Here is a 17,126-nt window from a genome sequence, read left to right as displayed (position 1 = left end):
GGAGTCAGGAGTAGCTGTTAACTCCGGGGAATGGAAGCGGCCTGTGCGATTATGCACGGGTCTTTTCTTGTTGTCACAGCCTGCTTTGCGACCCGATTCATATCTTTCCATCTGCTGTAATATAATACAAGGAGCATGTCTGTGCTGATCACCTGGAAAAACTAATGCAACGCGCTGCTGTTTTTTTCGTTATAGTAGTATATAGCGGAAGGAGTGGGTTCACCGATGGTTGTCTGGATGTTTTGGTTAATTGCAGCCGGTGTCCTGTTTGTTATTGAGATGTTTACGCTTACCTTTTACTTGCTTTGGCTTACTGCCGGAGCTTTGGTGGCGGGGCTTGTGTCGTTCGTATATCCGGATGCCGTATTGCTGCAGGTAGTGGCAGGTTCCCTTGTGGCTCTGGTGCTCACGATGTTCTCCAAGCCGCTTTCGGCCCGATTCCGTAATTCCCGGGGGTTCAGGGATAGCGGAACGGATATTGTCGGAAGACAGGGACGAGTGGTGGAGCCGATCGAGCCGGGTCGTTACGGGCAGGTTAAAGTGGGCGGAGATACCTGGAGCGCAACTTCGCTGCAATATCTCGGTAAGGATGAGGTTGTCAGAGTGGTTAGGCGGGGCACTACAATTATTGAAGTAGAACGATGGGGGGAAATGTACTGATGCAATGGGCAATTATAGCAATTGTAGTTGTTGTCGTCGTAGTATTCGTAGCTTTAACTATCAAAATTGTTCCGCAGCAGCGGATCGGGGTCGTGGAACGGCTGGGGAAATTCAACCGGTTGCTTACACCGGGTCTGAATATTCTGATTCCGGTTATTGATCAGGTACGCACGTATCATGATTTGCGGATTCAACAAGCCAACGTGCCGCCGCAGACGGTAATCACGAAGGATAATGTACAGGTGCAGATTGACACGATCATTTTCTACCAGGTAGTAGGACCGGAAGAAGCCACTTATGGCATTTCCGATTATGTCTACGGGGTGCGTAATATCTCCACAGCAACGATGCGGCAGATTATCGGGAAGCTGGAGCTGGATGAAACCTTGTCCGGCCGCGAGAAAATCTCCACCGATATCCGGCTCGCGTTAGATGAAGCGACGGAGAAGTGGGGCGTGCGCATTGAGCGTGTAGAAGTCATCGACATCAAGCCACCGCTCGATATTCAGGAAGCGATGGATAAGCAGATGAAGGCGGAGCGCAGCAAGCGTGCGATCGTGCTGGAAGCCGAAGCAGCCAAGCAGGATATGATTCTGCGCGCAGAAGGCGACAAGCAGAGTAAGATTCTGAAGGCTGAGGGTGACAAGGAAGCCCGTATCCGTCAGGCCGAAGGGTTGCGCCAGGCGCAGGAGCTGGAAGCACTCGGTCAGGCCAAGGCGATCGAAGCGGTTGCCGAAGCCGAGAAGATCCGTATCCAGTTGCTCAGCACCGCTGGGCTGGATGAGCAGGTGCTGGCGTACCGTTCCTTTGAAGCGTTGAGCGAAATTGCCAAAGGACCGGCCAATAAGGTCTTCCTGCCAACAAGTGCTGTCGAAACGCTGGGTAGTATCGGTGCAATTGCCGAGGTGTTCAAAGCAAGCAAAGACGGCAAATAACACGCAGCAATTTACAAAAGGTTGGTTCCACATAAAGTAATAGTACAACTCACGATGGCTTACGAAGCAGGGCTGCACATCCGCAGTCCCTGCTTCGGGGCCATTTGTGTATTTCAAGAACAATTGAAGGAGAGAATCGTCATGACATCAACAGAAATCTCGCCGCTGGTCTCCTGCATCGTATCCCCGGCTTTTCATTTCGACGACTTCAAGCTGGTGGAGAAGTAATCCCTCAGCGGATTCGTCTTAAGATCAGCCTGTAGGCAATGCCTGCAATCAGCAGTAGGGCAGCCCCCGCCGATAGCCAATATTTATCATTTAAGCTGCCTGTCGACAGCGTGAATAATTGGAAGTGGCTCAGCTTATCCGGAGCAAAGGTATTTAGCATATAATAGCCAAGCGGCAGCATATATCCCACGACCACATTATCCGCTAGGGCATAGGCCGCAAAACCCAAGGCCCCGAGGAATACAGCTGTAGCGAAGGTACCGAAAAGATACGGTCCGGCAGCAAACTGGCATTCGTTCAGCTGCATAATGGCGATGAAGCAGCCGATCATGCCCAGCAGTGACGTCAGTGCCAAACCAAGTCTGATGATATAGGTGCCGGTTAATGAAGTATATTTGGATTCAATTAATTCCTTGATGCCGCTGTCCTGTTCAGGCAGAAACAAGGGTGTGCAGAGGATCACTCCCGTCAGTGACACATAGCGTTCCAGGACCATGCTGGAAGCCATGCTGTCCAGATTTTTTATGCCGAACAGCACGGGAGCCAGCAGCACAATGGCAATAGCTAATAGAAGGTTAATGAAGAGTGTCAGCTTTAGCTGCACTTTTGCGATTTGTAAATATTTTCTGCACACGACCATAGATATCCAGCTTCCCCCTTCGTTTCAGCTCATAAATCAGGATTGTCGCCATAATTAGCAGTAGAGAGAACAGCGCGTAGAGTGACCGGTTAAGGGTGAGCGCAGTGAAGCCGTCCTTCATCGCCTGCAGATTGTCCAGCGTGTTGTGTCGAATGCTCAGCTCCGCGCCATAATCCCCACCGAGAAGGTTTTTGTTGGCAGAAATATCCAGAAATCCCCATAAGAACTGAACCGCTATGGCAATGGGGGTATCGGTCAACGTTGTCAGCAGAAATCCGACGGCGGTTGTAACCATAACTGTTGGCAGCAGCCAGGCCGCAATATAGGTAAGAAAGGCCCACAGGTTGACGGAAACATTATTTCGCATCCCATAGCCGATCAGCTGGACCAGCGGAATCAGGGAGAGCAGCACGATAGGGAGCAGCAGCATGAGGATCATGGCCCAGTATCTGCACAGAATCAAGCGGCTGGAACCGAACCTCCGGGAATAGATCAGCTCGTTCATTCTGGCTCTGCGGTCTCTCATTAGAAAAGAAACGGGTACAAATATAGAGAACAGCGCCAGGGTAATCCCCATGTAATCCGAGAACAGCCGGGCATAAGCACCTGTGATCCTGTCCTCTTCAATGAAATTCTGATAATCCGCGAGCTTCTCTTCGTAGGTGATTGGAGCGTTGCCGAATTCCTTCAACCCGTCCAGTGCGTACTTGGATCCGCCGCCAATCAGGTCGTCCACTTCAGCCATCTTTGTGCGGAATGTTTCATAAGAGACTACCAAAGGGATTGCCTTTTCTTCTGCGTTGATATCCATAATGACCTCGGGAGTAGTTCCGGTGATCTCGGTGATGATGTCCGCAACTTGAGCCTGCTCCTTGGCATTCAGCTTCACGTTCTTATAGAAAGCAATCGGGTAGGCAGTATATCCATTCTGCAGATGTTCGAACACAAGGCTGGCGATGGCGCCGGGCATGACCTGCTCGGGAATCTCCGCAGCTTTGCTTCCATAGCTTTTGGCATCCGGAGGAGGTTTCATTAAAGGGTTTATGCTGTTATATTCCGCAGAGCTCTGTGCTTCCCTGATATCTGCTCCGACGGAGTTGCCCAGCTGCGAGAAGTAGAAGAGTACAACGACGCCGATAAATACCAGGTAGATAATGCTTCTCGAAATCTGCCGGCATTCTTTAAAGAACAGGCTCATCATTGCTGCGCCCCCATCTTTTTCATATAAGCATTCTCCAGACCCGCTTCATCTCCCACAAAATCGAGCAAGGACCCCTGGTAGATAATCTGCCCCTTGTCCAGAATCGCGATGTTCTGACATGTCTTCTCGATATCCTCGACAATATGGGTGGAAAGAATGACAATCCGGTCTGCTGCCATCTCACAGAGCAGGTTGCGGAAGCGGATGCGTTCCTCCGGGTCCAGTCCCGCCGTAGGCTCATCCACAATCAGCACGCGGGGATCATGCAGCAGCGCCTGGGCGATGCCCAACCTGCGTTTCATTCCTCCCGACAGGGCTTTAACCTTAAGCTTGTGGCAATCGTCAAGATTGACCTTCTGCAGCAGCATGGGAATACGCTTGGCCCGTTCCGAGCTTGATAATTCAGACAACGTGCCCAGATAATCCATCGCCTGGTAGACAGTCATCCCCGGATAGACCGAGAAATCCTGAGGCAGATAGCCAACCAGCTTGCGGACTTCCTTCGCATTCTCGACGGGGATGCCGCATACGGTGACCGTTCCGCCAGATTTATTCAGCAAGGTCGACAGTACTCGCATAAAGGTCGTTTTGCCGGCACCATTTCTGCCCAGCAGCCCATACATTCCCGTTTCAAAATACAAGGAAACATTGCGCAGGGCTTGTTTCTGTCCGAAGCGTTTCGATAAATTCTCAATTCTGATTTCGGTATTCATGATTTCTTCCCTCCCATAAGTATCCAAGCACCAAATAAACTCCGCACAGGGCAGTCAGAGTAGTGAAATCCAGATGGCTATGCAGCAAGATCAGAATAAGGAAGCTAACACCCACAGTCAGCTGCAGGAGTATGGTTCTTTGGATCAGCGAATGATGTCTTTGCCGTGCCAATGCCTTGTGCTGCTCCTCTGCTTCGATTTTGGCTACATTCGCCCAGATTTCCGCCAGAAATTCTTGTTCACTTTTCAATTGATTTCAACCCCTTTATATTGGTTTTTGAATTTTTTTCTGGCCCTGTACAGGAGGATTTTGATCTGGGGCACCGTTTTGCTCATGGTGCTGGCAATTTCCTTGTAGCTGAAATCCGCTATCGCGAACAGATACAAGGCTGTTTTGTAGTCGCCCTCCAGTTGGTTTAGAGCTTCGTAGATCTGTTTGGTATTCTCCCGATTAGCCAATATCTCTTCCGGTGTGTGCCCGTCGCTCAGCTCATCGGCTAGCTCTGCATCCATCTTGTGTCTGGTCTTGCTGGCTCTTAAGTAATCGATGCATTGATTGCGGATTACCGTAAATAAATAGGTATGGAAGCTGTAATCAGGCCGGTAAGACGCTCTGCGGAGATAAACTTTGACGAAACACTCCTGCACGATATCTTCCGCTGTATACAGATCACGAACGAAGCTGGCCGCGAAGGCGATTGCTTTCATCCGGTACCTCAACACGAGCTCCTCATAGGCTTGTTTGTCCCCTGTCTGGACCCGGGCCATCAGTTCATTGTCGTCAGCCACAATCTCTCCTCCATTCCCGGCCTTACTTACACGTAATTCCACTATAAAAGTTACACCCCAATTTCGCTATGCATGGTTTGTCCTGTTCTTTGCTATACTTATTTTGGGAGGTTTTGCTTCTGAAACGTGTTTTGAGGTTAAGGAAGAATGACCAAATACGAATAGCTTGGAGGGTTAAGCGATGAGTGAAATGAACGGACCATTCTCGGGCGGACCTACGCTGAACGACGGGGCAACCATGCCTTGGCTGGGGCTGGGTGTCTGGCAGACGAAGGATGGCGAAGAGGTTATCCATGCCGTGAAGTCAGCGATTGAGACAGGCTACCGCAGCATTGATACCGCTGCCGGCTATAAGAACGAAGAAGGTGTTGGACAAGGCATCCGCGATTCCGGAGTCCCCCGTGAAGAAATATTCGTGACCACGAAGCTCTGGAACGGTGACCAGGGATATGAATCCACGCTGCAGGCATTCGAGGTCAGCCGCCGCAAGCTGGGGCTGGACAGCCTGGATCTGTACCTGATCCACTGGCCGGTGCCCGGCAAGTACCGTGACAGCTGGAAAGCGCTGGTGCATCTGCAGAAGGAAGGGCTGGTCAAGTCCATCGGCGTCAGCAACTTCCAGATCCATCATCTGAAGGATATCATCGAGGATACCGGTGTGGTGCCTGCGGTGGACCAGGTGGAATTCCACCCGTTGCTGACCCAGCGTGAACTGTTGAAATATACCAAGGAGACCGGCATTCAGCTGGAGGCCTGGAGTCCCTTGATGCAGGGGAATCTGGACCTGCCGCTTCTGAAGGAGCTGGCGGCCAAATATGGCAGAACTCCGGCACAGATTGTTCTGCGCTGGGACTTGCAGCAGGGAGTAATCACCATTCCGAAGTCGGTTCATGCCGAGCGGATTGTGGAGAACGCGGGATTCTTCGACTTCACGCTCAGCGATGACGATGTGAAAGCAATCGAGGAACTGAATGAGGATAACCGTTTCGGACCGGACCCGGACAATTTTAATTTCTAACTAAAAGCTTGTGAACCCTATTCAACATACAACAAACAGCAAGCCGCCGTTGCCGGGGCTTGCTGTTTGTGTTTTGGTCAAATTTCTACAGAGCGGGAATCTCGCTAGAGGATCATTTAATCGAGACGTTGTACGTCTTCAGCCACAGATTGACCTGGGACAGATAAGCGAAGAGCTGCGGCCCGGACATCAGCTGCCCGAACCAGGGCAGATTGCTGGATGATTCCGGTGAAGCGGCGATTTCACGAATCTGGGCAGCGTCAATCAAGCCAAGAATAGGAGAGGAGGGATCATCGAGAATATGCAGCATCTGCTGGCGTACAGCGTTCAGGTAAGCCGGGTTATGCGTCTTGGGATAAGGGCTTTTTTTGCGATAGAGCACATCGTCCGGCAGGATACCTTCCATCGCTTTGCGCAGGATGCCTTTTTCACGGTTGCCGACCGTCTTGATCTCCCATGGAATGTTCCATACATACTGCACCAGCCGGTGATCGCAAAAAGGCACGCGGACCTCCAGGCCGACGCCCATGCTCATCCGGTCCTTGCGGTCCAGCAGCGTAGGCATGAAGCGGGTAATGTTGAGGTAGGACATCACACGCATCTGCGCCTGTTTGCCGGTCTCCCCATCCAGCTTCGGAACCTCGGCTACAGCGTCGCTGTAGCGGTCGCTTAAGTATTCCAGCGGACGAATCCATTCGAATATTTCCGGGGTGAGCAGTTCTGCGCGCATCTTCGGCGCCACCGACCATGGGAAGGTGCCTGAGCTGAGCATTTCCTCACGGTGAAACCACGGGTAGCCGCCGAAGATCTCATCTGCGGCTTCGCCGGAGATGGCGACGGTGGCGTTCTTTTTGATCTCGCGGCAGAACAAATACAGCGACGAATCCACATCCGTCATCCCCGGCAGATCGCGGGAATACAGCGCATTGTCCAGCGCTTCCACCAGCTCAGGCGTATCAAAGGCTACATAATGATGGTTCGTCTTCAGCTCATCCACCATCCGTTTGATCCATGGGGCGTCGGCTCCGGGCTGGAAGGAATGGCTTTTGAAAAACTTGTCATTGTCCACATAGTCCACCGAATACGTATCGACCTGGCCTTGGCCATTGCGGTTGTAATAATCGACCGCCAGTGCGGTCAGCGCGCTCGAATCCAGCCCCCCGGAGAGCAGGGAGCAGACCGGAACATCCGACACCAGCTGGCGCTCCAGTGTATCCTGCAGCAGCTCGCGGACCTTGGCCGCCGTCTCTTCCACGTTGTCGGTGTGGGCGAAGCTCTCCAGCTGCCAATAAGCATAACTCTTCAGGCCTTCGCGGCTGTAGATCATGGCGTGGCCCGGGCGAAGCTCTTTCATATCCTTGTATACGCCTTGGCCGGGGGTGCGGGCCGGACCAATGATGAAGATTTCTGCCAGCCCTTCTGCGCCGATCTCCGGCCGGACCTTGGGATGCTGCAGCAGCGCTTTGGGCTCGGAGCCGAAGACAAACACATCGTCGCCCTGGCTGTAGAAGAGAGGTTTCACACCAAGTCGGTCACGTGCCAGGAACACCTGATCACGCAGACCGTCCCACACAGCAAAGGCAAAAATTCCGTTCAACTTCCCGGCACAATCCGGTCCCCATTCAATATAGGCATGCAGCAGAACCTCAGTATCGCATTGGGTGCGAAACTGGTGTCCGCGCTGCTTCAGCTCTTGTTTAAGCTCAGGGGCGTTGTACAACTCCCCGTTGTACACGATTGCGTACGTATTCTCTTCATGGCGGGTAATCATCGGTTGTGCGCCGTTTTCTGGATCGATTACACTAAGTCTGCGGTGTCCGAACGCGATAGGGCCTGAAATCCAGGTGCCGGCTGCGTCGGGCCCGCGGTTTGCCAGCGTTTCAGTCATTTGGACCAGCAGCTGCGAGTGCTGGGTAAGATCGCCGCGCCATTCAATAAATCCGGTTATTCCGCACATGATGATTCATCCTCTCTTTTGTGCGACTGTTGTCCTTCTTTTTTTTGAAATATAAGAATTTATAGACTATACGCTATAAATTATCCTTCTATTTCCCGCAGAACCGGATACCGCCTCTTGCAGAGGACGGCGAAGCCGGTTCTTCTTGCCATGTAATACAGATATATGCCGAAGGGAGGCATAAAATGTATGTCCTTATCCGAACACTAGGGGAGTAGGAAATTTGCCTGAAGGAGTGGAGTAGGGATGTATTACATAAAAGACGCCAAAATTCGCAGAATGACGGAGTACGACGGAGCGCCTTGCGCAGAGGTGGGCGTGCTGCCCGGCGCGGTTAGCGATCCGGCATTGCTCGTCTACATTGTGGAGGACCAGCGGGAGGACGGGTATGAGATTGTACGGATTCTGACGAATGATGCCGACACGGCTACTGATTGGTTCGACAACAATTTGCATGAGGCGTTTAAGGATGTGTCGGTGAGTGCTTTTACCGGCAGCATTATTATGAGTCCTGAGGATGAGCGTTCGAAGTTTCAGCGGGAGCTGTTTATGTTTGGTGAGTTGAAGAAGCAGCTGGCCGAGCATTTTCGGGCGTTGCCCTGAAGCACGCAGGGAGAGGCGCAGTTAATGTACGCAAGAAGGTAGAGGGTGGAGTGAAAGGCAGAGCAGCCGTTCACTCCCCATTGCGGCTGTTTGACGGATGAATCACAGGAATAATGAAGAATTTTGATATTTTCACCAGATACAGTCTTGAAAAATAATCCGAATGCGGTATAATAGGTAACGTTGCATTAATACATATGATTGTATCGTTTAAGCTTTATATCTGTCCCGGTAGCTCAGCTGGATAGAGCATGCGCCTTCTAAGCGCACGGTCAGGGGTTCGAATCCCTTCCGGGACGTCATGAAACAGCCTTCCTATGGGAAGGCTGTTTGTGCGTTCGGGGGGGTGAACGCTCACCGCCACCGCACGAATGTGCAAACGTTAAGGAGAACCAGCGAAAACCTGCAAATGTGCAGGCTTTTCGCAGAAAGTCTACATATTAAGAAGAATACCTGCGATAGTGCAGGTATTTCAGACTAAATTTACTCCAAAGCCGGTTTAGCGCGAAAAAAAATGTACTATTGCAGGTATTTGAGCATTGGTGGTGCTGGCGGCCAGAAAAGATGTATTATTGCAGGTATTTGAGCATTGGCGGCGCTGGTAGCTAGAAAAGATGTATTATCGCAGGTATTTCGCACATCGCACACGCCCCCCGAGCATATACACGTACGCCCAACCGCTCTCCACACTTACATTTATCCGCCCCTGTATGCCGATCCGCCCACACACATTAACGCTACTTCGCAATCCGCTCACAGGGCGGTATCCCGTGCCGGGACGGTGATGACAGCCTTCCTTCGGGAAGGCTGTTTGTGCGTTCGGGGGGAGAACGCTCACCGCCACCGCACGAATGTGCCATCGCTTTGGGAACCGGCGAAAACCTGCAAATGTACAGGCTTTTCGCATGAAATCTGCGAATTAAAAAGAATACCTGCGATAGTGCAGGTATTTCAGACTAAATTTACTCCAAAGGCGGTTTAGCGCGAAAAAAGATGTACTATTGCAGGTATTTGAGCATTGGTGGTGCTGGCGGCTAGAAAAGATGTACTTTCGCAGGTATTTGAGCATTGGTGGTGCTGGTAGCTAGAAAAGATGTATTATTGCAGGTATTTCGCACATCGCACACGCCCCCCGAGCATATACACGTACGCCCAACCGCTCTCCACACTTACATTTATCCGCCCCTGTATGCCGATCCGCCCACACACTTTACTCCAAAGCCGGTTTAGCGCGAAAAAAAATGTACTATTGCAGGTATTTGAGCATTGGTGGTGCTGGCGGCTAGAAAAGATGTATTATCGCAGGTATTTCGCACATCGCACACGCCCCCCGAGTATATACACGTACGCCCAACCGCTCTCCACACTTACATTTATCCGCCCCTGTATGCCGATCCGCCCACACACATTAACGCTACTTCGCAATTCGCCCTTTGGGGCGGTATCCCGTGCCGGGACGGTGATGACAGCCTTCCTTCGGGAAGGCTGTTTGTGCGTTCGGGGGGAGAACGCTCACCGCCACCGCACGAATGTGCCATCGCTTTGGGAACCGGCGAAAACCTGCAAATGTGCAGGCTTTTCGCAGAAAGCCTACATATTAAGAAGAATACCTGCGATAGTGCAGGCATTTCAGACTAAATTTACTCCAAAGGCGGTTTAGCGCGAAAAAAGATGTACTATTGCAGGTATTTGAGCATTGGTGGTGCTGGCGGCTAGAAAAGATGTACTATTGCAGGTATTTGAGCATTGGCGGCGCTGGCGGCCAGAAAAGATGTATTATTGCAGGTATTTGAGCATTGGTGGTGCTGGCGGCTAGAAAAGATGTACTTTCGCAGGTATTTGAGCATTGGCGGCGCTGGTAGCTATAAAAGATGTATTATTGCAGGTATTTCGCACATCGCACACGCCCCCCGAGCATATACACGTACGCCCAACCGCTCACACACGTTAGCACTACTTCGCAAGGTACGTTCGGCACGTTCTGGCTTCCTTTAGCGGAATCGCGTATTCCTTAGCTGCCTCAGTTACAAACGCTCAGGCGCCGGCAGTCCCAGCACCTCAAGCACCTCGCCAAAGGTATCCCTGAACCGGGAGGTCAACCAGAGCCGGAAGAGAATCGTGGCAGGTTCCCCTTTGAGGATGGGGCAGGCACCGTAAAAGTTGTTGAACAACGTAGCCAGCGTATGGGCGTAGCTGCAGATGGTATTGGGTGTCAGCTCCTGGCTTGCCGTATACAACGTGTCCTGCCACGCTGCCAGCTGTCTCAGCAGTCCATTCTCTGCAGGCTCGGGCAGTGCAGGGAAGGCAAGCAGTGCCGCATCTGCTGGGATAGGGAGCTGTGCTTTGCTCAATACACTGCTGGCACGGGCAAAAGTATACATCAGGTATACGCCGGTGTTGCCGGAGATTTCCGTCGCCTGTTTGAAATCAAACACGATCTCCGTCCCCAGATTGAAGCGCAGCAAGTAATAACGGATCGCTGCGGTGGCTATCTCGCGGCTGGTAAGCCCGCTGCTGTCAGGCCGGGCGTTCTCAATCACTGTTTCCATCCGCTGCAGCAGTTCTGACACCTTGACCCCGATCCCCTGACGGCCAGACATGGCGTAGGAGCTTCTAAGATCGGAGGTGTCCAGGCCCAACTCATCCGCTGAAGCGGGACTGAGTGAAACCACGCCATAGCTCACATGATGAAGCTGATCCGCCTGTTCGGCATATCCCAGCACCTCCAGTGCCTGCTTGACCATCGCTTGCGGATACTCCTGTCTGTAGTCAATGACGTTAATAACGCTGCGCGCCTGTCCATAGGGCTGCTGCTGCCCGGCAGGGCTTGTAGTTGAAACGCCGCTTGTAAACGGTTTGTACAGAAAGTCCTGCTCGAGCAGGCCAAATTTCCACAGATGATAGGCAATATCCTTGGCCGTATAAGTCAAAATCCCGTTCGAACGCACCAGCACCTTATCCTGGTGATGCTCCTCCGATTGTTCTTCCGTCTGCTCCCCGTCACCGCCGGAAACCTTCAGCACCCAGCACCCGGCAAGCTTGCCGGCTGTTTCCTTCACAAACACGGGTGTCTGCTGCAGCAGCTGGAAGGTAGCATTCCAGAATCCGCCTCTTACAATACTGCTCTCCCAGACCAGCAGATCGTAGTCTATGCCGAAGCTGTGCATCTCCTCGACATGCTCCCGGACAATCCGCTCTGCTGTCAGATTGCCAAGCCAGGCTTCGTTGCCCTTGCCTTGCTCCAGCGCATGCAGCATCTCTGTACGTTTGGCTGTCATTTCAGGCTGCTGCGCATACTCCCGATTGACACTGGCATACACATCCCAGCAGTAGTCGCCGAAACGGATATGCTCGCCTTCCAGGGGGACATGCAGTAATCCAACGACCGTATCTGCCAGCTGATTCCCCAAATCATCGACATAGTTATGGACCTCTACCTCGTTGCCTGTTGTTCTGAGCAGCCTGGCCAAGGCATCCCCGATGCAGGCGTTTCTCAGGTGGCCTACATGCATGGACTTATTGGGGTTGACCGAAGTATGTTCTATGGCGATTTTGCCCTGTGCCACTGCCGGATAATCAAAAGAGCGCACCGCCCACTCCCGCCAGTCCACGTATAGGTTCACGAAACCCGGGGCCGCAACCTCGACCCTGCTCAGCAGACCGCCGCAGCAGCCTTGCTGCTCCATTTCAGCCTTCACCAGCCCGGCTATCACTATAGGCGGCTTGCGCAGGCGTTTGGCCAGCTGCATAGCCAGACTGCTGGAATAATCCCCATGCTCCGCGTGGGCAGGCTGCTCCAGAGGAATAACCCCACTCCACTCTCCGTCCCACTCCATGCCCAAGCTACTGCATACGCTGGATATGCTTTTTTGCAGACTTGCTCTAATGACTTCGCTGATCACAGAAATAACCTCCTTCGATAAATGCACACACAAAAGCCCTCATCTCCATAAGAGACGAGGGCTTCAGCGCTCGCGGTACCACTCTTGTTGCTAAACAAGCTGTTTAGCCACCTTACAGGTTAACGGCCTTCTGCCGGAACCTCCTACTGGCTTCAGAGGTCCATCTCACGGGTGCGCTTCATTAGCTGTCCTGTACCGGCTTTCACTCTTCCGGCTCGCTGTAGACTAGAACAAACGTAATTACTCTCCCGATCATCGATTATATGTATTAATTTTTTACAAGTATAACGAATTTAGCGAAAAATGCAACAACTATATAACGGATGAAGCAAAAGGGTTCGAAGCATCCGAGTTGCTTTACCCGATGTCTCCATATTGTCCACCCCGTACGCGGTTTGCTGAAATATTACTATATCGATCCATCAATACGAAGCTGTCTGCTAGTTTAATAGAGGCCAGCCATAAAAGGGAGGAGGGAGAAAGGATGGCTATAGTCTCAACGGGACCTTTGGAGAACAGTCCGGCTCTGGCGTTCGTCCAACACAATTGATTACAGTAAAGATCGTCAACCAGGCTGCTGTCAATCCGGTGCTGTAACCATTGAAGGGTATGTGCTCGGCGGCACCAGAATCCTCTATGTGAGCGAAGTGGTTGTGCTTATGGGCAATGAGGTGTTGACCAGAAATTATTTTGCCGATATAGACGGGCATAAAAGGGAAGACTCCGCAGCCGCTTAAATGACTGCGGGAGCTTCCCTGTTTTATGTGTTTTAGTAAGTGGAGAATTTCTAGATCTCGAAGACTTGCTCCGTGGTGGTTCCATAAGATCGAACCCTGAATTAGTTGCGAAACTGCATCTAAATATAGGGTTTTTTCCGTTTTTGGGGAAATAGATGCGAATTAGCATCTAATTCAGGGGTTTGATCGTCAGTGAACCATTTTAATCGAAATTAATTGCAGATTCGCACTTAATCACCCGATAGCGCACGATACGACTGAAATTAGTTGCAGTTTCGCATCTATTTACTCCGAACGCTCCAGGTAACATTCCGAGTTGAAATCTAGTGGTCAAAATCCCCCGATCCCCAGCCGCTCTGCAATCAAAGCAGCAGCAGCGAGCGGATATCCTGCTCCGTCAAGGTGGACAAGCCCTCCTGTCCGGGCTGGATGACTTCGTCGATCAGATTTTTTTTCTTCTGCTGCAGCTCGTACATCTTGTCCTCGACGGTGCCCTGGGCAACCAGGCGGATGACTTGGACCACGTTCTTCTGTCCCATCCGGTGGGCGCGGTCGGCGGCTTGCTGCTCCACCGCCGGGTTCCACCACAGGTCGTAGAGAATAACGGTGTCGGCACCGGTCAGGTTGAGGCCGGTGCCGCCTGCCTTCAAGGAGATCAGGAACAGGTCGCGGTTGCCTTGATTGAACCGGTCGCACAGCTCCACCCGCTGCGAAGCGGGAGTCTGGCCATCCAGGTAGAAGTATGGCACCCCCTGCACTCCAAGCTCCCGCCCGATCAGGCCCAGCATCTCGGTGAACTGCGAGAATACCAGCATCCGCTTGCCCGAGCTGCGGCACTCCTCGATAATCTCCAACAGCTGCTCGAACTTCGCGGACCCTCCGGTATACCCTTCCACGAACAGAGCAGGGTGACAGCACAGCTGACGCAGCCGCGTCAGTCCGGCTAGAATCTTGATCCTGCTCTGGCCGAAGAAGCTGTCCTTGTTCAGATGCTTAAGCGCCTCCTTCTGGAGCTGGGCGAGATAGGCGACATACAGCTTCTTCTGCTCTGGCAGCAGCTCTGAAGCCTGCAGCGATTCAATCTTGTCAGGCAGCTCCTTCAGTACATCACGCTTCAAACGGCGCAGCAGAAAAGGGCGTGCCCGCTGGGCAACGGTTTCCCGGGGCAGATCATGAAAAGCTTTTTTGCCCGGGAACAGTCCCGGCAGCACGGTGCTGAAGATCGACCACAGATCCTCCAGCGTATTCTCTACCGGTGTTCCGGTTAGGGCGAACCGGTGCCGGGCTTGAAGCACCTGAACGGCCTGTGCGGTCTGGGTGGCATGGTTCTTGATCGTCTGCGCCTCGTCTAGAATCAGGGTATGGAAGCTCCTACCCTTATACAGCTTGACATCTCTGCGCAGCAGTGGGTAGGAGGTGATGATCACATCTGCTCCGGCAGGACTCTGCAAGATGCGGCTGCGCTCCGTTAGGTTCCCGTCAGCAATGACCGCACGCAGCTGCGGCGTGAACTTCTTAAGCTCATTCAGCCAGTTATAGACCAGCGAGGCGGGAGCGACAATCAGCGCCGGTTGACCGCTCTCACGGATGGAGTCCAGCTCAGAGAGCAGAAAGGCGATACTCTGCAGCGTTTTGCCAAGGCCCATATCGTCGGCCAATATGCCCCCGAAACGGTAGTGGGCCAGGGTCTTCAGCCACTGGAAACCATGCTGCTGGTAATCACGCAGCACTGGGATCAGACTCTCCGGCACCGGGAAATCCAGATGGTCCGGGTTCTGCATGTCGGCCAGCAATTGCCGGAATGATTTGCCGATTTTGACAGCATCGCTTTTGTCATAGGGAGATTTAAGATTCAGGCCGTGCAGAACGGGCAGTGACATGGTCGCGCTCTGAAGGTCAACCTGATGGAGACCCAGCTCATTCATGAAGCTGATAATCTCCTGGAACTCCGCGCTCTCCAGCGGCAGCAGCGCCCCGTTCGGCAAGCGGTAATATTTGCGTTTATCCTGAAGCGAATGCAGAATCTGGACAATTTCCGTTTCCGGGATACCCGCCATATCGAATTTGAAGTCCAGCCAGTCCGTCTTCTCATTCCAGCTCAGGCTCGCTTTGGGTGTTGACGCTCCGGTCACCAGCCGTGCTTTAACCGCTGAGGTTGCGTAGATTTCCAGCAGTTCTTCCAGCAAAGGCACGGTATGATAGAGGAAATCATATTCCGCTTCTTCCTCATGCAGCATATAACCGCTCTCTGTAGCTGCGAAGGAGCCCTGTTCCATCAGCTCAAGAATGCGGCGTTCGGCTTCGGTATCACGAATTAGAATCACCTTAGTGCCGCGCGCCTGTTCTTCCAGTGGATTAAGAATAATGTCGCCGTATTGAAACTCCAGCCCGGCGAGCAGGCGGTCTTTGACCCGGTCGAGATAGAGCCTGGCAGACAGCTGGGTTTGCACAATCCGGCTGGCAATACTGTCAGCGATCTGTACTTGACCGAGCTTCTGCAGTCCGGGTATGACCTTGTCCATAAAAGGCTCCATTTGCTCCGGCGAGATTCCAATCCCGTTTCTGCGGGAGGAGCCGAGCAGGACATTCATCTCGGCCAGCTGCCTGCAGCCTGCCTCTGCTACCTTCAGCAGTCTGCCTTCGGATAACACCAGTCCGTAATCCTGCAGCACGGTCAGCTGCTCCAAGCCCTCGATCTGCAGTCGGTACCCTTCCCCATCCGGCTCGAACCCGAAGCGCAGTGGAGGAATATCGTCTGAGAACTGAAGTGTCTCCACCAGCAGATGGCCTTGCTGCAGATAGACACTCGGAGCTGCAATAAGCAGCGGCGCAAGGCTGTTCCAGAGCAGAGGAGGGACCGGCAGCAGCCGATCCCCGCCTTGGTCCGCACGGGTTGACGCATAAGAGCTGATCCCATCGCGGTATAGCTGCTCCTGCTGCCAGGCCTCTATAAGCTTAAGCAGTATAGCATGATCCTCCCTGCCGAAGCTGTGCAGGGCAGGATCATAGCTGAAATGCCTGGAGAAGGTGTAAGGCTCCCCCCGCTGCACATGTTCCAGGAACACTCGGGCCTGCTGTACAATATACATCCGCCCCGGTCCCACCTTAAGCTCGACGCCCAGCATACTGCCGCCATGCCTGTATTGATATGGCTTGCAGATGATCTCCAGGCGCAGCGGCGTACGCAGATCGACGAATCTTCCGGTGCTGCCGGGACGAACCTTGCTGCGCTCGAACAGCCCCAGCATACTGTTCACAATCTGTTGGTCTCTGCTGTGTCCGTCTGCTGCTCTGGGACTGGCGGAGCTTGTGCTATGCGGGGCAGGCCCTTGCGGCACCCGCCCCGCGCCCTTTCTGCCTTCTTTCTGCTCCTGGTTAAGGATAGCAATCAGCATGGCGGCAATGTGCTCGCAGTAACGGCCTGATGCGGATGCCTGAAAGTCAGGACAGGTACATTCTGCATCCACATCATTATCGCTGCGGATATAGGCTTCAAGCTGATAGTTCTCCCCTTCGCCCTGAACGATGGCAGAATATTGGGAAGTGATGTAATTCTCCCCGTAGCTATCCTCTAGCTCTATGTCGTACGCTTCGGACAATTCCACCCAGCCTGACTGATAATACGACAGTCCCTGTTTATAGAAGGAGTCGCCGCAGAGCAGCCTGATGATGCGTTCCGGTACACTGTTGCCCACTTTAGCTTCGCTCCTTTTCCCGGAGAGGGGCGCCGATTCCATGCATGA

General features: G+C 52.8%; 13 protein-coding genes, 1 tRNA gene and 1 other annotated feature. Of the genes, 6 read left to right on the top strand and 8 right to left on the bottom strand.

The annotated features are described in order from the left end of the window. The first annotated feature begins 225 nt into the window (after positions 1-225). Genes B9T62_RS25405 through B9T62_RS39470 form a run of 3 tightly spaced genes read left to right on the top strand, consistent with a single transcriptional unit; the run spans position 226 to position 1,823 of the window. Complete coding sequence (locus B9T62_RS25405; RefSeq protein ID WP_087917830.1) at positions 226-660, top strand: NfeD family protein; 435 nt, start codon at positions 226-228, stop codon at positions 658-660. Further along, positions 660-1,595: an SPFH domain-containing protein gene (locus tag B9T62_RS25400; protein ID WP_087917829.1), complete on the top strand. Its 936-nt coding sequence runs from the start codon at positions 660-662 to the stop codon at positions 1,593-1,595. The genes B9T62_RS25405 and B9T62_RS25400 overlap by 1 nt, the downstream gene beginning before the upstream one ends. A 54-nt stretch (positions 1,596-1,649) precedes the next feature. Continuing rightward, positions 1,650-1,823 carry a hypothetical protein gene (locus B9T62_RS39470; protein ID WP_157794006.1) on the top strand — a complete coding sequence of 58 codons (174 nt, stop codon included), beginning with the start codon at positions 1,650-1,652 and terminating at the stop codon, positions 1,821-1,823. Positions 1,824-1,827: 4 nt separating this feature from the next. On the opposite strand, the gene B9T62_RS25395 is transcribed toward B9T62_RS39470, so the two are convergent. The 5 genes from B9T62_RS25395 to B9T62_RS25375 are packed head-to-tail and all read right to left on the bottom strand — an operon-like array spanning position 1,828 to position 5,208. Continuing rightward, positions 1,828-2,463: a hypothetical protein gene (locus tag B9T62_RS25395; protein ID WP_087917828.1), complete on the bottom strand. Its 636-nt coding sequence runs from the start codon at positions 2,461-2,463 to the stop codon at positions 1,828-1,830. Continuing rightward, entirely contained in the window at positions 2,399-3,664 is a 1,266-nt protein-coding gene (locus B9T62_RS25390; protein WP_087917827.1) for an ABC transporter permease, read from the bottom strand. Before B9T62_RS25390 ends, B9T62_RS25395 begins: the two co-directional genes overlap by 65 nt. Beyond that, positions 3,661-4,377: an ABC transporter ATP-binding protein gene (locus B9T62_RS25385; RefSeq protein WP_087917826.1), complete on the bottom strand. Its 717-nt coding sequence runs from the start codon at positions 4,375-4,377 to the stop codon at positions 3,661-3,663. Before B9T62_RS25385 ends, B9T62_RS25390 begins: the two co-directional genes overlap by 4 nt. After that, positions 4,355-4,627 (bottom strand): hypothetical protein, encoded by a 273-nt coding sequence (locus B9T62_RS25380; protein ID WP_087917825.1) that lies wholly within the window; start codon positions 4,625-4,627, stop codon positions 4,355-4,357. Before B9T62_RS25380 ends, B9T62_RS25385 begins: the two co-directional genes overlap by 23 nt. Further along, entirely contained in the window at positions 4,624-5,208 is a 585-nt protein-coding gene (locus B9T62_RS25375; protein WP_157794004.1) for an RNA polymerase sigma factor, read from the bottom strand. The genes B9T62_RS25380 and B9T62_RS25375 overlap by 4 nt, the downstream gene beginning before the upstream one ends. Before the next feature lie 139 nt (positions 5,209-5,347). Here B9T62_RS25375 and B9T62_RS25370 point away from each other — a divergent pair, with 139 nt between their 5' ends. Continuing rightward, positions 5,348-6,184, top strand: a complete 837-nt coding sequence (locus tag B9T62_RS25370) for an aldo/keto reductase (protein WP_087917823.1) — start codon at positions 5,348-5,350, stop codon at positions 6,182-6,184. A gap of 112 nt (positions 6,185-6,296) precedes the next feature. On the opposite strand, the gene asnB is transcribed toward B9T62_RS25370, so the two are convergent. Next, positions 6,297-8,141 carry an asparagine synthase (glutamine-hydrolyzing) gene (gene asnB, locus B9T62_RS25365; protein ID WP_087917822.1) on the bottom strand — a complete coding sequence of 615 codons (1,845 nt, stop codon included), beginning with the start codon at positions 8,139-8,141 and terminating at the stop codon, positions 6,297-6,299. A gap of 246 nt (positions 8,142-8,387) precedes the next feature. Between asnB and B9T62_RS25360 the strand changes: the two genes are divergently transcribed. Together B9T62_RS25360 and B9T62_RS25355 are read left to right on the top strand one after the other, a co-directional pair. Next, positions 8,388-8,744, top strand: a complete 357-nt coding sequence (locus B9T62_RS25360) for a hypothetical protein (RefSeq protein ID WP_087917821.1) — start codon at positions 8,388-8,390, stop codon at positions 8,742-8,744. Positions 8,745-8,969: 225 nt separating this feature from the next. Further along, positions 8,970-9,043, top strand: a tRNA-Arg gene (locus B9T62_RS25355). Between the two features lie 1,725 nt (positions 9,044-10,768). On the opposite strand, the gene B9T62_RS25350 is transcribed toward B9T62_RS25355, so the two are convergent. Then, a complete protein-coding gene (locus B9T62_RS25350; protein ID WP_087917820.1) occupies positions 10,769-12,646 on the bottom strand; it encodes an arginine--tRNA ligase in 1,878 nt (625 codons plus the stop codon). Between the two features lie 47 nt (positions 12,647-12,693). Further along, positions 12,694-12,911, bottom strand: a binding site (T-box leader). A gap of 834 nt (positions 12,912-13,745) precedes the next feature. After that, positions 13,746-17,078, bottom strand: coding sequence for a DEAD/DEAH box helicase (locus B9T62_RS25345; RefSeq protein ID WP_245864056.1), 3,333 nt, complete (start codon positions 17,076-17,078; stop codon positions 13,746-13,748). Positions 17,079-17,126 lie beyond the last annotated feature (48 nt).

It is taken from the genome of Paenibacillus donghaensis, assembly GCF_002192415.1.
GTDB lineage: Bacteria > Bacillota > Bacilli > Paenibacillales > Paenibacillaceae > Paenibacillus_AQ > Paenibacillus_AQ donghaensis.
This window is presented reverse-complemented; position numbering and strand designations above follow the sequence as displayed.